The 15,049-nt window shown below is 71.2% G+C and carries 15 protein-coding genes; 10 read left to right on the forward strand and 5 right to left on the reverse strand.

Annotation, left to right across the window (positions count from 1 at the left end):
* A partial coding sequence (locus E2C05_RS19875; RefSeq protein WP_133221399.1) for an MFS transporter occupies positions 1-638 on the reverse strand: 638 nt, incomplete at its 3' end.
* 231 nt (positions 639-869) lie between these two features.
* Between E2C05_RS19875 and E2C05_RS19880 the strand changes: the two genes are divergently transcribed.
* The 7 genes from E2C05_RS19880 to E2C05_RS19910 all read left to right on the forward strand — a co-directional run bounded on the left by E2C05_RS19880 (position 870) and on the right by E2C05_RS19910 (position 7,838).
* Positions 870-1,424 (forward strand): F0F1 ATP synthase subunit delta, encoded by a 555-nt coding sequence (locus tag E2C05_RS19880; RefSeq protein ID WP_133221400.1) that lies wholly within the window; start codon positions 870-872, stop codon positions 1,422-1,424.
* A complete protein-coding gene (gene atpA, locus E2C05_RS19885; RefSeq protein WP_133221401.1) occupies positions 1,424-2,959 on the forward strand; it encodes a F0F1 ATP synthase subunit alpha in 1,536 nt (511 codons plus the stop codon). The genes E2C05_RS19880 and atpA overlap by 1 nt, the downstream gene beginning before the upstream one ends.
* Positions 2,960-2,982: 23 nt before the next feature.
* Positions 2,983-3,867: a F0F1 ATP synthase subunit gamma gene (locus E2C05_RS19890; RefSeq protein WP_133221402.1), complete on the forward strand. Its 885-nt coding sequence runs from the start codon at positions 2,983-2,985 to the stop codon at positions 3,865-3,867.
* Between the two features lie 70 nt (positions 3,868-3,937).
* Positions 3,938-5,368, forward strand: coding sequence for a F0F1 ATP synthase subunit beta (gene atpD, locus E2C05_RS19895; protein WP_133221403.1), 1,431 nt, complete (start codon positions 3,938-3,940; stop codon positions 5,366-5,368).
* Positions 5,369-5,508: 140 nt separating this feature from the next.
* The gene (gene atpC / locus E2C05_RS19900) at positions 5,509-5,922 is read left to right on the forward strand and encodes an ATP synthase F1 subunit epsilon (protein ID WP_240046798.1); all 414 of its coding nucleotides are present in this window, start codon (positions 5,509-5,511) and stop codon (positions 5,920-5,922) included.
* A 250-nt stretch (positions 5,923-6,172) separates the two neighbouring features.
* On the forward strand, positions 6,173-7,027 hold the full coding sequence (locus tag E2C05_RS19905; RefSeq protein ID WP_133221405.1) for a ferritin-like domain-containing protein: 855 nt from the start codon (positions 6,173-6,175) through the stop codon (positions 7,025-7,027).
* Between the two features lie 247 nt (positions 7,028-7,274).
* Positions 7,275-7,838, forward strand: coding sequence for a hypothetical protein (locus E2C05_RS19910; RefSeq protein WP_133221406.1), 564 nt, complete (start codon positions 7,275-7,277; stop codon positions 7,836-7,838).
* A gap of 39 nt (positions 7,839-7,877) precedes the next feature.
* Here the strand turns inward: E2C05_RS19910 and E2C05_RS19915 are convergent, their stop codons facing one another.
* From E2C05_RS19915 to E2C05_RS19930, 4 genes are all read right to left on the reverse strand, one after another.
* Positions 7,878-8,963, reverse strand: coding sequence for a TRAP transporter substrate-binding protein (locus E2C05_RS19915; protein WP_133221407.1), 1,086 nt, complete (start codon positions 8,961-8,963; stop codon positions 7,878-7,880).
* A gap of 135 nt (positions 8,964-9,098) precedes the next feature.
* Positions 9,099-10,520 (reverse strand): MDR family MFS transporter, encoded by a 1,422-nt coding sequence (locus E2C05_RS19920; RefSeq protein WP_133221408.1) that lies wholly within the window; start codon positions 10,518-10,520, stop codon positions 9,099-9,101.
* A 166-nt stretch (positions 10,521-10,686) separates the two neighbouring features.
* Positions 10,687-11,154, reverse strand: a complete 468-nt coding sequence (locus E2C05_RS19925; RefSeq protein ID WP_158292250.1) for a DUF4440 domain-containing protein — start codon at positions 11,152-11,154, stop codon at positions 10,687-10,689.
* Between the two features lie 114 nt (positions 11,155-11,268).
* Positions 11,269-12,348 carry a TRAP transporter substrate-binding protein gene (locus E2C05_RS19930; protein WP_133221410.1) on the reverse strand — a complete coding sequence of 360 codons (1,080 nt, stop codon included), beginning with the start codon at positions 12,346-12,348 and terminating at the stop codon, positions 11,269-11,271.
* A 206-nt stretch (positions 12,349-12,554) separates the two neighbouring features.
* Here E2C05_RS19930 and E2C05_RS19935 point away from each other — a divergent pair, with 206 nt between their 5' ends.
* From E2C05_RS19935 to E2C05_RS19945, 3 genes are all read left to right on the forward strand, one after another.
* Positions 12,555-13,400: an NAD-dependent epimerase/dehydratase family protein gene (locus tag E2C05_RS19935; RefSeq protein ID WP_133221411.1), complete on the forward strand. Its 846-nt coding sequence runs from the start codon at positions 12,555-12,557 to the stop codon at positions 13,398-13,400.
* The gene (locus tag E2C05_RS19940; protein WP_133221412.1) at positions 13,400-14,272 is read left to right on the forward strand and encodes an aldose epimerase family protein; all 873 of its coding nucleotides are present in this window, start codon (positions 13,400-13,402) and stop codon (positions 14,270-14,272) included. Before E2C05_RS19935 ends, E2C05_RS19940 begins: the two co-directional genes overlap by 1 nt.
* 291 nt (positions 14,273-14,563) lie before the next feature.
* The coding region (locus E2C05_RS19945) for a DUF3140 domain-containing protein (protein ID WP_133221413.1) at positions 14,564-15,049 on the forward strand (486 nt) is incomplete at its 3' end.

Consider the following 15,049-nt stretch of genomic DNA (forward strand, 5'->3'; position numbering starts at 1 on the left):
GCCGCCAGCGGCCGCGGCGGCGGCGGGCCGGCGGCGCCGTCCGGAAAGAGGCCCATGCCGGCGGGCGTCGGCCGCAGCCAGCGCCCGGCCAGCGGCCAGCCGGCCAGCGCGACCAGCAGCGCCACCCAGGCCGAGGCCTGGGCGAAGCCGAGCGTCGCAGTCAGCCCGGCCCAGAGCGGGGCCACCAGCAGCCCGCCGGCGCTGGCGCCGTTGAAGGCCATGGACAGCGCGGCGCCGCGCCGCCGGTCGAACCAGGGGGCGACCATGGCATTGATCGCCACGCCGCTGGTCAGTGCCCAGCCGAGCGCCGTGGCCAGCGCCGCCGGCAGCATCTGCCAGGGCTGCGCCGCCTGGCCCCAGAGCAGGGCGCCGAGGGCGCAGGCCAGCAGCCCAGCGCGGGTCACCGCCACCAGGCCGAAGCGGCGGTGCAGCGCCGGCAGGCGGGTGACGATCAGGCCGCTCGCCAGGAAGTGCAGGGTAATGGCGGCCGCGATGAGCGACGGCGGCCAGCCCTCGCGTGCCTGCAGCGCATGCAGGATCACCGAGGGGCCGTAGAAATTGATTCCCCAGCTGAACACCGCGACGGTGAAGGCGGCGCCCACCACCTGCCAGCCGAAGAACGGCGTCCCTGTCCGCATGCGCTCCGGCCCTCGTTGCCCCGGAAAGCCTGTCGCGACCGGGGCTTGCAAGGCTTCGCGCGGGTCCGAAGGGACGGGGTGGGCCAGATTGCGGGGGCGTGAAGCCCATGGTAAAGCCCCGCCCGCATCACGCCGGCGGACCGCTGCTGGCGCCCCCGCGCATGCGCGCCACCAGCAACAGGACCGGGACTGCCCGTGGCCTCCGCCGAGACGATCTCCTCTGCCCCGCGTATGTCGGGCCTGGCCGAGCGCTATGCGCAGGCCCTGCTCGGCCTCGCCGACGACCGCCGCCAGGCGGATCCGGGTACGCTCGACCGCATCGCCGCCGATCTCGACACGCTGTTCGCGCTGTGGCGCGACGACGAGACCTTCCGCGCCTTCGTCGCCGACCCGCGGCTGGACGCGCCGTCGCAGCGCAAGGGCGTCTTCGCCGTGCTCGACCGCGCCGGCGTCGGGACGGAGGTGCGCAACCTGATCGGCGTGCTGGTGGCCAACCGCCGGCTGGCGGCGCTGCCGCAGGTGGCGCAGGCCTTCGGCGCGCTGCTGGCCGCCCGGCGCGGCCAGCAGACCGCGCATGTGACCAGCGCGCATCCGCTTTCCGACACGCAGCGGGCGCAGCTCAGCGCGCGGCTGACCGAAGCCGGCTTTTCCGGCGTGAAGCTTTCGGAGCAGGTGGATCCCTCGATCCTCGGCGGGCTGATCCTGCGGATCGGCTCCCGGCTCTATGACAACAGCATCAAATCCAAGCTGCAGCGCCTGCAGTACGCCATGAAGGGGGCCGCCTGATGGACATCCGTCCCGCCGAGATCTCGGAGATCCTGAAGCAGCAGATCGCCGGCTTCGACACCGAGGCGAACGTGGCCGAGGTCGGCACCGTGCTGACCGTGGGCGACGGCATCGCCCGCGTCTACGGCCTGCAGAACGTCATGGCCGGCGAGCTGGTGGAGTTCCCGGGCGCCGGGCTGAAGGGCATGGCCCTCAACCTCGAGCACGACAATGTCGGCATCGTCATCTTCGGCGCCGACGACCAGATCCGCGAGGGCGACACGGTGCAGCGCACCGGCACCATCGTGGACGCGCCGGTCGGCAAGGGGCTGCTGGGCCGCGTCGTGGACGGCCTCGGCAACCCGATCGACGGCAAGGGCCCGCTGACCGACGTGACGCGCATGCGCGTCGAGGTGAAGGCGCCCGGCATCATCCCGCGCAAGTCGGTGCATGAGCCGATGCAGACCGGCATCAAGGCGATCGACGCCCTCATCCCGATCGGCCGCGGCCAGCGGGAGCTGATCATCGGCGACCGGCAGACCGGCAAGACGGCTGTGATCGTCGACACGATCATCAACCAGAAGCCGATCAACGCCCAGGGCGACGAGGCGAAGAAGCTCTACTGCATCTACGTCGCGATCGGCCAGAAGCGCTCCACCGTAGCCCAGCTGGTCCGCACGCTGGAGGAGAACGGCGCGATGGAATACTCCATCGTCGTCGCCGCCACCGCGTCCGACCCGGCGCCTATGCAGTTCCTGGCGCCCTACACGGGCTGCACCATGGGCGAGTTCTTCCGCGACAACGGCATGCACGCGGTCATCTTCTACGACGACCTGTCGAAGCAGGCCGTCGCCTACCGCCAGATGTCGCTGCTGCTGCGCCGCCCGCCGGGCCGCGAGGCCTATCCGGGCGACGTCTTCTACCTGCATTCCCGCCTGCTCGAACGTGCGGCGAAGATGAACGACGACTTCGGCGCGGGCTCGCTCACCGCCCTGCCGGTGATCGAGACGCAGGCGGGCGACGTCTCGGCCTACATCCCGACCAACGTCATCTCCATCACCGACGGCCAGATCTTCCTCGAGACGGAGCTGTTCTTCAAGGGCATCCGCCCGGCGGTGAATGTCGGCATTTCGGTCTCGCGCGTCGGCTCGGCGGCGCAGATCAAGGCGATGAAGCAGGTCGCCGGCCGCATCAAGCTCGAGCTGGCGCAGTACCGCGAGATGGCGGCCTTCGCGCAGTTCGCCTCCGACCTCGACGCCTCCACCCAGGCGCTGCTGGCGCGCGGCGCCCGGCTGACCGAGCTGCTGAAGCAGCCGCAGTTCAAGCCGGTGCCGGTCGAGGAGCAGGTGCTGGCCATCTTCGCCGGCACCCGCGGCTACCTGGACCGCATCCCGGTGAACAAGGTCGGCGAGTTCGAGCGGCAGATGCTGTCCGAGCTGAAGGCGTCGCAGCCGGCGATCGTCGAGGCGATCCGCACCGACCGCGAGATCAAGAAGCCGACCGAGGAGAAGCTGGTGGCCTTCCTCGACGGCTTCGCCAAGTCCTTCGCGGCCTGACGGCCGCATAGGGAAGAAGGCCGATGCCGAGCCTGAAGGACCTGCGCGGGCGGATCAACAGCGTGAAGTCCACGCGGAAGATCACCCAGGCGATGAAGATGGTCGCGGCGGCGAAGCTGCGCCGTGCCCAGGCGCAGGCGGAAGCCGCGCGCCCCTATGCCGAGCGGATGGAGGCCATCCTCGCCTCGCTCGGCGCCGCCGTCGCCACCCAGCCCGGCGCGCCGCCGCTGCTGGTCGGCACCGGCGCCGACCGGGTGCACCTGCTGGTCGTGGTCACCGCCGACCGCGGCCTGGCCGGGCCGTTCAACACCAATGTCGGCCGCCTGGCGCGCAACCGCATCCGCGCGCTGGAAGCGGAGGGCAAGGTGGTGAAGGTGCTGACGGTGGGCCGCAAGGGCGCGGCCTTCCTGAAGCGCGAGCTCGCCAGCCGCATCGTCGGCGAGATCACCTTCATGGGGAAGAAGCGCGTCGAGTTCGCCGATGCCGAGGCCATCGCGGTCCGCGTGACCGAGATGCTGGAGGCCGGCGAGTTCGATGTCTGCTCGCTCATCTACAACCGCTTCCGCAGCGTAATCACCCAGGTGCCGACGGAGCAGCGGCTGATCCCGGCCCCGCTGCCGGAAGGCGAGGCGCCCGCCGGCACGGGCCCGGTCGCGCTGTACGAGTACGAGCCGGGCGAGGAGCAGATCCTCGCCACCCTGCTGCCGCGCAACCTGGCCATCCAGATCTACCGCGCGGTGCTGGAAAGCACGGCCGGCTTCTACGGCAGCCAGATGTCCGCCATGGACAGCGCCACGCGCAATGCGGGCGACATGATCAACCGGCTGACCCTCAACTACAACCGCACGCGCCAGGCCAACATCACCAAGGAGCTGATCGAGATCATCTCCGGGGCCGAGGCTGTCTGATGCCGTCCGATCGTGGAGCGGCGCAGCCGCGGAACGTGAATCGGCCGGCCCGTTCTTGGAGACCCACGCCATGAAGAACAATGTCGGGCAGATCGCCCAGATCCTCGGCGCCGTGGTGGACGTGCAGTTCCCCGGCGAACTGCCGAAGATGCTCAACGCGCTGACCACCAAGAACGGCGACAACACGCTGGTCCTGGAAGTGGCGCAGCACCTGGGCGAGCGCACCGTGCGCTGCATCGCCATGGACACGACCGATGGCCTGATCCGCGGCCAGGAAGTGGTGGACACCGGCGCCGGCATCTCCGTGCCGGTCGGCCCCGCGACGCTCGGCCGCATCCTGAACGTGATCGGCGAGCCGATCGACGAGCGCGGCCCGGTGGCCGGCGAGAAGACCTACACCATCCACCGCGAGGCGCCGGCCTTCGACGAGCAGGCGACCGCGGCCGAGATCCTGGTCACCGGCATCAAGGTCATCGACCTGCTGGCGCCCTACCTGAAGGGCGGCAAGATCGGCCTGTTCGGCGGCGCCGGCGTCGGCAAGACCGTCACCATCCAGGAGCTGATCAACAACGTCGCCAAGGGCCATGGCGGCGTGTCGGTCTTCGCCGGCGTGGGCGAGCGGACGCGCGAGGGCAACGACCTCTACCACGAGATGGTCGATGCCGGCGTCATCAAGCTGAACGACGACGGCTCCACCACCGGCTCGAAGGTGGCGCTGGTCTATGGCCAGATGAACGAGCCGCCGGGCGCCCGCGCCCGCGTCGCCCTCTCCGGCCTCTCGATGGCGGAGTATTTCCGCGACGAGCAGGGCCAGGACGTGCTGTTCTTCATCGACAACATCTTCCGCTTCACCCAGGCGGGCGCCGAGGTGTCGGCGCTGCTGGGCCGTATCCCCTCCGCGGTGGGCTACCAGCCGACGCTGGCCACCGACATGGGCGCCCTGCAGGAGCGGATCACCTCGACGAAGAAGGGCTCCATCACCTCGGTCCAGGCGATCTACGTGCCGGCCGACGACCTGACCGACCCGGCGCCCGCCACCTCCTTCGCCCACCTCGACGCGACGACGGTGCTCAACCGCTCGATCGCCGAGCTCGGCATCTTCCCGGCGGTGGACCCGCTCGACTCGACCAGCCGGGCGATGGACCCGCGGATCGTCGGCGACGAGCACTACCGCGTGGCGCGCGAGGTGCAGCGCATCCTGCAGACCTACAAGTCGCTGCAGGACATCATCGCCATCCTCGGCATGGACGAGCTGTCGGAGGAGGACAAGCTGATCGTGGCGCGCGCGCGCAAGATCCAGCGCTTCCTCTCCCAGCCCTTCCATGTCGCCGAGGTCTTCACCGGCACGCCGGGCGTCTTCGTCAAGCTCGAGGACACGGTGCGGTCCTTCGCCGCCATCTGCTCGGGCGAATACGACCACCTGCCGGAGGCCGCCTTCTACATGGTCGGCACCATCGAGGAAGCGGTGAAGAAGGGCGAGAGCCTGAAGGCCGCGGCCTGATCTAGGCCCTCAGACGCCGGGCGCGCGGCCGCGCGCCTGGCTTCCGCCGCACCGGCGGCGGGCCGCGCAGGCGGCCTCGGCGCGAGCATCCCGTTCGCGCCGCGGACTGCGGCGCCGCCCGGCAAGGTTTGGAGCACATGATGGCTACCTTCCTGCTCGAACTCGTCTCGCCGGAGAAGCTGCTGCTCTCCCGCCAGGTCGAGATGGCGACCATTCCCGCCGCCGAGGGCGAGATGGGCGTGCTGCCCGGCCACGCGCCGATGATCGTCACGCTCCGCGGCGGCGTCATCCGCGTGCGGGAGAACGGCGCCGAGACCGAATCGCTCTTCGTCGGCGGCGGCTTCGCCGAGATCTCGCCGGAGCGCGTCACCGTGCTGGCCGACGAGGCGACGCCGCTCGCCAGCCTGTCCCGCGCCGAGGCCGAGCGGCGGGTGGCGGAGGCCGAGGCGGCGCTGGCCGGCATCGGCAATGATGACCCGGCGGAGAAGCGCGAACTGGCGCTCGACCGCGTGCTCTCGGCCCGCACCATGCTGGACCTCGCCCAGGCCGCCTGAGCCGCGTCATAGGCGGGCGGGGACGGCCAAGACCAGGGCCGGGGGTGGCGACGCCCCCGGCCTTTTCCGTGCGCGCGCGCCACAATGATGCTTTTTCGCGCGCAACGCTGTGCCCCGGCCGCCACACGACTTGAACTGGCCCTGGGCCTGCCGAACATGCGGGGGACGGTGGCGTTGTCGTGTCGGCGCATGGGCCAGGGGCCAGGCGCCGACGGGGGAGACTCGGCCCAGCCCGGGCCATGGGGACAGGATGAAGCACTGGCGCGTCGAGCAGGTGGGGTGGGACCGCTTCGATCCGTCGAAGCTGGACCCGGAGATCGTGCCGCTGGTGAAGGCGGCGGCGATGGTGGAGCGCAACGGCGACGACTACGCGCTCTACCTCAAGGGCGTCTTCCGCGACGACCCCGACTTCCAGCAGGCTGCCGAAAATTGGGCGGTGGAGGAGGTCCAACATGGCGATGCGCTGGGCAAGTGGGGCGAGCTGGCCGATCCCGGCTGGCGCTATGCCGAGGCCTTCGAGCGCTACCGCGCCGGCTACAAGATCGACGTGAACGCCGATGCCTCCATCCGCGGGTCCCGCACCGGGGAGCTGATCGCCCGCTGCATGGTGGAGACCGGGACCAGCAGCTACTACACCGCGCTGGGGGAGGCGACGCAGGAGCCGGTGCTGAAGGAGATCTGCCGCCTGATCGCGGCGGACGAGTACCGCCACTTCAAGCTCTTCTACGACCACATGAAGCGCTACCTGGCGCGGGAGGACCTGTCCTTCCTGCAGCGGCTGCGGGTGGCGGCGGGACGGATCGGCGAGTCGGAGGATGACGAGCTGGCCTTCGCCTTCCACTGCGCCAACGAGGACCCCGGCCTGCCCTACAGCCATGACCGCTGCATCGCCGGCTATATGGGCCGGGCGATGGGCTTCTACCGCTACCGGCATATCGAGCGCGGGATGGGCATGGTGTTCAAGGCGGTGGGGCTGGAGCCGCGCGGGCGGATGTCCGACCTGGCGGCGCGCGGCGCCTGGCGCCTGCTGTGCTGGCGCCGCGACCGCTACCGGGACGCGCTGCGGCGCGACCCGGCAGCGGTGGAGCTGAAGCAGGCGGCGTGAACCCTGACGCGGGGAAGGGGGGCCGAGCGCCGTCATCCGGGCAGCGCCGGCGCGCGGCTGCCGCTGCCCGGACGGTTCCGTAGGGCGGCGGTTCCACGCCGCCGAGGCCGCAGCTGATATTGTTCAATACCAGAACATAACTTTATCAGATCAATATCTTGATCAAATCGATATGTTTTTGATATGATGGCCGCTTGGGAAGAAGGGGGCCGTCATGTTGCGGGGAATTGGGCTGCTTGCGTTTGGAATGCTGGTGCAGGGCTGCGCCACCGTCACATCCGGAACCACCCATTCGATGGCGGTGTTGACTGAACCGCCCGGCGCCGTTTGCCAGGTGAAGCGCGATTGGCAGGTCATCGGCGTGGTGAATCCGACCCCGGGCACCATCTCCATCAGCAAGAGCAGCCGCGACCTTGCCATCGACTGCAGCCGCCAGGGCAACCAGCCGGGTGCCTCGGTGGTGCCGGCCGAGTTCCAGGCGATGACTCTCGGCAACATCCTGCTCGGCGGCGTGATCGGGCTGGCCGTGGATGCGGCCTCTGGCGCACTCGGCGCCTATCCGGCGAATGTCACGGTCGTTCTCGCCCCTGCCCAGTTCGACGGTCTCACCGAGCGCGACCGGTTCTACGCAAACCGCGCCGACGACATCCGCCGGAGTTTTGGCGATCGGATCGACACGGTCCGACGCAACTGCACGCCGGGTGCGCCGGCGGTCTGCGCCGACAGCATCAAGCTGCTCGAAAGCCAGCGCGACGATGAGCTACGGCAGCTCGACTCGCTCCGGCTGGCGGCGCCGGTGCGCGGGGCCTGAGGGCGGGCGCCGCGGCGGCATGGCCGCGGCGCCGTCGTCTCACCGCGCCGCCGCGGTGAAGGCGAAATTGTCGTAGGCGTTCTCGGCAATGCGGAACCACTGGAACTGGTCGTCGCGGAAGGGCCGGTAGGCCTCCCAGATCCGCTTGAAGCGGGCATTCTGCGCCGCCGTCTCCTCGAACAGCCCGTTGGTCTCGCGCCAGGCGGCCTGCATCACCTCCCGCGGCCAGGCGCGCAGCTGCGCGCCCTGCGCCACCAGCCGGCGCAGCGCCAGCGGATTCGCCTGGTCGTAGCGCGCCATCATCTCCAGCTCGACCTCGGCGCAGGCGACCTGGATCGCCGCCTTGTAGGCATCCGGCAGCGGGTCCCAGGCGCGCTGGTTCACCAGGAAATGGCCGCGCGCGCAGGGCTCCCAGAAGCCGGGGGCGTAGTAGAAGCGGGCGACGCGGTGGAATCCCAGCTTCTCGTCGTCATAGGGCCCGACCCATTCGGCGGCGTCGATCACCCCGCGCTCCAGCGACGGGTAGATGTCGCTCCCGGCGATCAGCTGCGGCACCGCGCCCATCCGCTGGAACACCCGGCCGCCCATGCCGGCGATGCGGAATTTCAGCCCGTTGACGTCCTGCAGGCTGCGGATCTCGTTGCGGAACCAGCCGCCCATCTGCACGCCGGTATCGCCGAAGGGGAAGCCGACCAGGTTGTATTCCTTCAGCACCTCGGCGCAGAGCTCGTTGCCGCCGCCGCGCTTCATCCAGGCGCCCTGCTGGCGGTAGTTGCCGCCGAAGGGGATGGAGGTGAAGAAGGTCAGCGACGGGTCCTTACCGATGTACCAGTACAGCGGGGTCTGGCCGCATTCGATGGTGCCGCCGGACACCGCATCCAGCACCTGCAGCGCCGGCGCGATCTCGCCCGCCGGGAAGGCAGTGATGCGGAAGCGGTTGTCGGTCAGCTCCGCGACGCGCTTGCTGATCTGCTCGGCGCCGAAGAACAGGATGTCGAGGTTGCGCGGGAAGCTCGACTGCAGGCGCCAGCGGATCTCGGGGTTCTGCGTCTGCGCCAGGGCGGGCGCGGCCAGCGCCGCGGGCGCGGCGGCGGCGGCCGCGCCCAGGATGTTGCGACGGTTCATGCGGACGGTGGCTCCCTGTCGGTCCGGTCGTTATGACGCGACTGTAATCCGTGGGACCGGGCATGCAACCATGCCGACGCGCCGCGGCCAGGATGCGCCGGCCGTCGGTCGGCGCCCGCGCCTCGCGCCGCGCCGTCAGTCGCGGCCGCGCAGGGGCTGTTCCTTCAGCGCCAGCGCCGCCGCCAGGCACAGCGCCGCCAGCCCGGCCGCCGCCAGGAACACCAGGGAGAAGGCCTCGGCCGCCTGCGCCGGCGCCGCCGTCGCGCCATGGTCCGGCAGCCGCCCCAGCAGCAGCGCCGAGAGCAGCGCGACGCCGAAGGCCCCGCCCATCAGCCGGAAGAACATCATGCAGGACACGGCGACGCCACCGTCCCGCGGGTCCACGGCGTTCTGCACCACGACGGTGATGGGGGAGAACTGGCAGCCGAAGCCCAAGCCCAAGGCAAGCGTCACCAGCGTGTCCAGCCACAGCGAATGGCCGAGCCCGAGCCAGGCGACGACCAGGCACATCGCCAGCGCGGTCGAGCTGCCGAGGATGGGCAGGAAGCGGTAGCGCCCCGTCGCCGTCACCGCCTGCCCGGCCAGGAAGCTGCCGCTGACGCTGCCGAGCGTCATGGCGATCATCCGCAGGCCGGCCTCCTTGGCCGACAGCCCGCCCACCATCTGGTAGTGCAGCGGCACCAGCACGGTCAGCGCCATCATCACCATCGACGCCAGGCCGGTGACGATGATGGCGGTGCGGAACACGCCGTTGCGGAACAGGTGCAGCGGCAGCATGGGCTGCGGCACGCTCCTCTCCTGCGCGACCAGCGCCACCAGGAAGACGGCGCCGAGGAGGAAGCAGCCCCAGGCTTCCGGCGCGGTCCAGTGGCCGGCGCGCTGCACCAGGGTGATGCCCACCAGCACCGGCGTGCAGGACAGCACGATCAGCAGCGCGCCCAGCCAGTCGATCCTCGGCCGTCGGCCCGGCCGCGGCAGCCGCCGCAGCTGGAAATAGGTGGCGGCGAAGGCGGCGGCGCCCAGCGGCAGGTTGATCCAGAAGATCCAGGGCCAGGACAGGTATTCCACGAACAGCCCGCCCAGCACCGGCCCGCTGATATTGGCCGTGGCGAAGGTGGCGGAGAGATAGCCCTGCACCTTCCCCCGTTCCCGCGGCGGCAGGATGTCGCCCACCACCGCCAGGGAGATGGCGCGCAGGCCGCCGCCGCCCAGGCCCTGCACCACCCGCATGGCGATCAGCATCGGCATGGACCAGGCCAGCGCCGAGAGCAGCGCCCCCAGCGCGAAGAGCGTGATGGACGCCAGCAGCACCGGCCGCCGCCCATACAGGTCGGACAGCCGGCCATAGATCGGCGTGGTGACGGTGGAGGCGATGAGGTAGCTGCTGACCACCCAGGGCATCAGCTCCCACCCGCCGAGGTCGGAGGCGATGGCCGACAGCGCGGTGGCGACGATGGTCTGGTCGAGGCTGGAGAGGAACAGCGCCAGCGTCAGGCCGAGGACGATGAGCCGCACCTCGCGCGGGGTGAAGACGGGCGGGGCAGGGGTGTCGGGCACCGCGTCAGGCTAGGCCCGCCCCCGCTGTGCGCCAAGCCGGCCAGGGAGCGTCTGCAAAGGGCCCAGCGAAGGATCGGCGAGGGAAGTTTCCGACTGGCCAGGACGCTGACGCCGACGGGCCGGAAAAGACCCGCCGAGACGCGCAGCAGCCCTTTGCAGACGCGTCCTACTCCACGGGGTCGCCGGGCCAGCCCTCTGGGTTCGCATCGGTGGTGAACAGCGCGGCGATGCGCCAGCCCTCCGGCGTCTCGGCGCAGAGCGCGCTGACCAGGATGCGATAGCGTGCCGGCGCGGCGCGCGGGCCGACGCGCAGCAGCAGCGGGACATGCAGGTAGGCCGCGCCGGGCGATGCCTCGACCGCGACGGCGCGCGCCTCCACCGGGTCGATCCGCCAGGTCTCGGCGGCGTGGTACGACATCATGCGGGCGATCGCCGGGTCGCGTCCCCAGACGGACAGGCCGTTGCTGACCCAGAGGAAGCGGTCGGCCGCGAGCAGCGCCCGGACCGCGCCAAGATCATGCGCGTTCTGCGCTGCGACGAAGGCGGCATAGAGCCGCCGCGCCTCCTCGGCCGGGCCGGCCAGCGCCGGTGGCGCCGCCAGCAGCAGGATCAGGCAGGCCAGGCTCCGCCGCATCGCATCCCCCGCACCATGTGGCGCGGCAGGTGCGGGCGGGCGGCGGGGCGCGGCCAATGCCGTCCCGCCACCCGGTTCATGCCGGGCCGGCATGGCGCCGGCCCCGGCCGTCGCTCAGCTCCGCGCCGCCTCGGCGAAGGCGAAGTTGTCGAAGGCGTTGTCCACCACGCGGAACCACTGGTACTGCTCGTTGCGGAAGGTCCGGTAGTTGTCCCAGACCTTCCTGAAGGCGGGGCTGCGGCCGGACAGGTCCTCGTACAGGCCATGCGCCTCCCGCCAGGCGGTCTGCATCACCTCGCGCGGCCAGCTGCGGAGCTGTGCGCCACCGGCGATCAGCCGGCGTAGCGCCGGCGGGTTCAGCGCGTCGTAGCGGGCATTCTGGTCGGTATCGATCTCGCCCAGCGCCACCTCGACCGCCGTGCGGTAATGCGCCGGCAGGGCGTTCCAGGCCGTGCGGTTGGCGACGAAGCCGCCCATCGAGCAGGGCTCCCAGAAGCCGGGGGAGTTGTAGAAGCGGGCGATGCGGTTTAGCCCCAGCTTCTCGTCGTCATAGGGACCGATGAACTCGGCGGCGTCGATCACGCCCCGCTCCAGCGACGGGTAGATGTCGCCCGGCGCGATCTGCGTCGGCACCGCGCCCAGCCGCTCGAACACCAGGCCGCCCAGGCCGGCGATGCGGAATTTCAGGCCGCGGACATCCTGCATCCCGCGGATCTCATTGCGGAACCAGCCGCCCATCTGGGTGCCGGTGTCGCCGAAATTCATGAAGATGCAATTGAAGCCGGCGAACAGCTCGTCGGCCAGCTTCATGCCGTCGCCGTAGCGCATCCAGGCGGCCATCTGCCGGCGGTTCATGCCGAAGGGGACGCAGGTGAAGAAGGCCAGCGCCGGCTCCTTGCCGAAATAGAACAGCGCCGGGGTGTGGCCGCACTCGACCGAGCCCTGCTGCACCGAATCCAGCACCTGCAGGGCCGGCACGATCTCGCCCGCCGGGAAGGGGGTGATGCGGAACTTGCCGTCGGTCAGTTCGGCGACGCGGCGGCCCAGCCGCTCGCAGCTGCCGTACAGCACGTCCAGGGTGCGCGGGAAGCTGCTCGGCATGCGCCAGCGGATTTCGGGGTTGGTCTGGGCGATGGCCGGCGCGGCCAGCGCGGCGGCACCGCCGGCGGCGCCGAGGAAAAGTCTGCGGTCCAAGGTCGAAAGCCTCCCAGCCGTCGTCGTTGCGGCCGGCGACACATTGTCGAAAGATCACTCCGAAGCAACAAAAATTTCGCCTGGACCGGCTTCTGGGATGTTTTTGGTCGCTCGACCGGGGCCGGCCATGCTGCCGGCGCCGCCGCGCCCTTCACGGCCCGCCGCCCCTCGGGCACTCTCCGCGGCCTTTTCGCGGAGAGCATTCCATGGCCGAAGCCCCGACCAAGCCCGTCCTGCTCACCGGCGCCGCCGGCAATCTCGGCCGCATGCTGGCGCGGGAATTGGCGGGGCTCGGCTGGACGCTGCGGCTGACCGACATCGCGCCCTTCCCGGACCCGCTGCCGCCGCGCGCCGCCTTCACCCGGATGGACCTGGCCGATGGCGTCGGCCTGCTGCGCCTGGCGGAAGGCTGCGGCGCCATCCTGCATTTCGGCGGGATCAGCGTGGAGCAGCCCTTCGGCACCGTGCTCGGCCCCAACGTCCAGGGCCTGTACCATGTGTACGAAGCGGCGCGGCGCGAGAAGGCGCGGGTGATCTTCGCCAGCTCCAACCACTCCATCGGCTTTCATGAAAGACCGCAGGGCAACGAGGCGAAGATCGACGTGGACTGCGCCTTCCGGCCGGACGGCTACTACGGCCTGTCCAAGGCCTATGGCGAGCTGATGGGCCGGCTCTACTGGGACAAGCACGGGGTGGAGAACGTGAATTTCCGCATCGGCTCCTGCTTCCCGGAGCCGACCGAGGCCCGCATGCTCTCCACCTGGCTGTCCTTCGCCGACCTGGTGCGGCTGACCGAATGCGCCGTCACCGCGCCGCGCAGCGGCCATTGCGTGATCTGGGCCTGCTCCGACAACCCGGCCAGCTTCTGGGGCAGGGACCACCGCGACCGCATCGGCTGGCAGCCGCAGGACAGCGCGGAGGCGTATCGCGCCAGGGTCGGCCAGATCACCTCCGGCAATCCGGTGATCGAGCGCTACCAGGGCGGCAGCTACACCGCCATCGACTACACGCGCGGCAAGCCCTCGGCGCGCGACGCCTTCGACCTCGACTGATGGCCGGGCCGGAGACGCCGCCGGGCGGCGTGGCCCTGGCCGGCGGCGGCTGGGAGGCGGCGCTGCTGCCGGAGCATGGCGCCGCCATGGCGCGGTTGGCCTGGCAGGGGCGGGAGGTGATCCTGCCTCTGCCGCTCGGCGCCGACCCCAATGGCAGCTTCGCCGGCGCCTTCCTGATGGCGCCCTGGACCAACCGGCTGGACGATGGCCGCCTGCCGGTCGGCGGCATGCTCTACCACCTGCCGGTCAACCGGCCGGTGGACGGCACGGCCATCCATGGCCTGCTGCGCGACCGGCCCTGGGCGGTGGAGGAGCAGGGGCCGGCGCGCGCGGTGCTGCGCCAGCGCGGCGCCGCCGCCGGCCTGCCCTGGGCCTGGGATGCGCGGCTGGAGGTGACGCTCGCCGAGGATGGCGCCGCCATCGCGCTGGCGCTGGCGAATGCCGGCGACCTGCCCTTTCCCTTCGGCTGCGGCTGGCACCCCTTCTTCCTGCGGCCCGCCGGCACGCGGCTCCGCTTCGCGGCGACGACGCTGTTCGCCCGCGATGCGCGCTGCCTGCCGATCGCGGCGCAGCCCAGCACCGGCGTGGACGGCGACGACGCGGCCTATGAGGGGCTGGACACGCATTTCGCCGGCTGGGACGGCGTGGCGGAGATCCGGCGCCCCGACATGGCGCTGCGCCTGCAGGCCAGCGGCGCCTGGGCGGGCAACCTGCAGGTCTTCGCGCCGCCGGGCAGCGGCATCCTCTGCGTCGAGCCGGTGAGCCATGTGCCGGATGCGCCGAACCGGCCGGAATTCGCGGTGCATGGCCCGCTGACCCTGCTGCCGCCCGGCGCGGCGCTGGAGGCAAGGCTGCTGCTGTCCGCCGCCTGACCGGCGCGGCGCGGCGCGGCCTGGCCGACGCGCATCGCCACCGCGTCGCCGGCCGGCACGCGACTCGCGCGACTCGCGGCATCGCCGTCGCACCCCGCCACGATCCGCCCTTGCGGTGGCGGCGCGCGGGAACGCTTGCCGTGGCGTGACGTTGCCAGCCGCAACCGACGCTCACGGGACACCGCATGGCCGATGCCGCGCGCCGCCCCGAACCCAAGCTCCGCAGCACTGCGCGCGGCGCGGATGGCGAGAGCGGTGCGGGCAGCGGCGCCACGGCACAAGGACCACGGCATGGCGGACTCGGAAGACGGCGCGGCGCAGGAATTCCGCGCGCTGGTGAACATGGACGCCGCGGCGATGCGCCGCTGGCTGGAGACCGAGGCGAGCCGGGAGGTCGGCTGGCAGCATGAGGGCGAGCAGGAATCGGTCGGCCACCAGGCTGGGCGGCGGATCCTGGACATCCTTGAGCACGCGCCGGCGGAGGAGGCGGATACGGCCTTCCTGCACAAGGTGGTCGGCTACATCCGCCGCCACCTGGCGCAGCGACCCGACGGCGACATCGAGCACAGCCGATGGCGCCACTCGCTCATGAACTGGGGACATGACCCGATGCAGGACAGCGACACGCAGCAGGACCGGGAGGAGACAGCGATGCCGGACGAGACCGAGGAGCAGCCGCGCGCCGAGGAGCAGCCCGAGGCCGAGCCGGCGCCGAAGCGCCGCCGCGCCACCGGCACGCGCCGCAGCCCGGCCGCCGGCGAAGGCGGCGAGGGCGCC

Origin of the sequence: Paracraurococcus ruber, from assembly GCF_004353985.1 — a bacterium.
Classification (GTDB): domain Bacteria; phylum Pseudomonadota; class Alphaproteobacteria; order Acetobacterales; family Acetobacteraceae; genus Paracraurococcus; species Paracraurococcus ruber.

Excerpts from the sequence above, each read along its gene's own strand:
- E2C05_RS19880 (WP_133221400.1), top strand. The coding sequence starts at position 870 with ATGTCGGGCCTGGCCGAGCGCTATGCGCAGGCCCTGCTCGGCCTCGCC.
- atpA (WP_133221401.1), top strand. The coding sequence starts at position 1,424 with ATGGACATCCGTCCCGCCGAGATCTCGGAGATCCTGAAGCAGCAGATC.
- E2C05_RS19890 (WP_133221402.1), top strand. The coding sequence starts at position 2,983 with ATGCCGAGCCTGAAGGACCTGCGCGGGCGGATCAACAGCGTGAAGTCC.
- atpD (WP_133221403.1), top strand. The coding sequence starts at position 3,938 with ATGAAGAACAATGTCGGGCAGATCGCCCAGATCCTCGGCGCCGTGGTG.
- atpC (WP_240046798.1), top strand. The coding sequence starts at position 5,509 with ATGGCTACCTTCCTGCTCGAACTCGTCTCGCCGGAGAAGCTGCTGCTC.
- E2C05_RS19905 (WP_133221405.1), top strand. The coding sequence starts at position 6,173 with ATGAAGCACTGGCGCGTCGAGCAGGTGGGGTGGGACCGCTTCGATCCG.
- E2C05_RS19910 (WP_133221406.1), top strand. The coding sequence starts at position 7,275 with ATGCTGGTGCAGGGCTGCGCCACCGTCACATCCGGAACCACCCATTCG.
- E2C05_RS19915 (WP_133221407.1), bottom strand. The coding sequence starts at position 8,963 with ATGAACCGTCGCAACATCCTGGGCGCGGCCGCCGCCGCCGCGCCCGCG.
- E2C05_RS19925 (WP_158292250.1), bottom strand. The coding sequence starts at position 11,154 with ATGCGGCGGAGCCTGGCCTGCCTGATCCTGCTGCTGGCGGCGCCACCG.
- E2C05_RS19935 (WP_133221411.1), top strand. The coding sequence starts at position 12,555 with ATGGCCGAAGCCCCGACCAAGCCCGTCCTGCTCACCGGCGCCGCCGGC.
- E2C05_RS19940 (WP_133221412.1), top strand. The coding sequence starts at position 13,400 with ATGGCCGGGCCGGAGACGCCGCCGGGCGGCGTGGCCCTGGCCGGCGGC.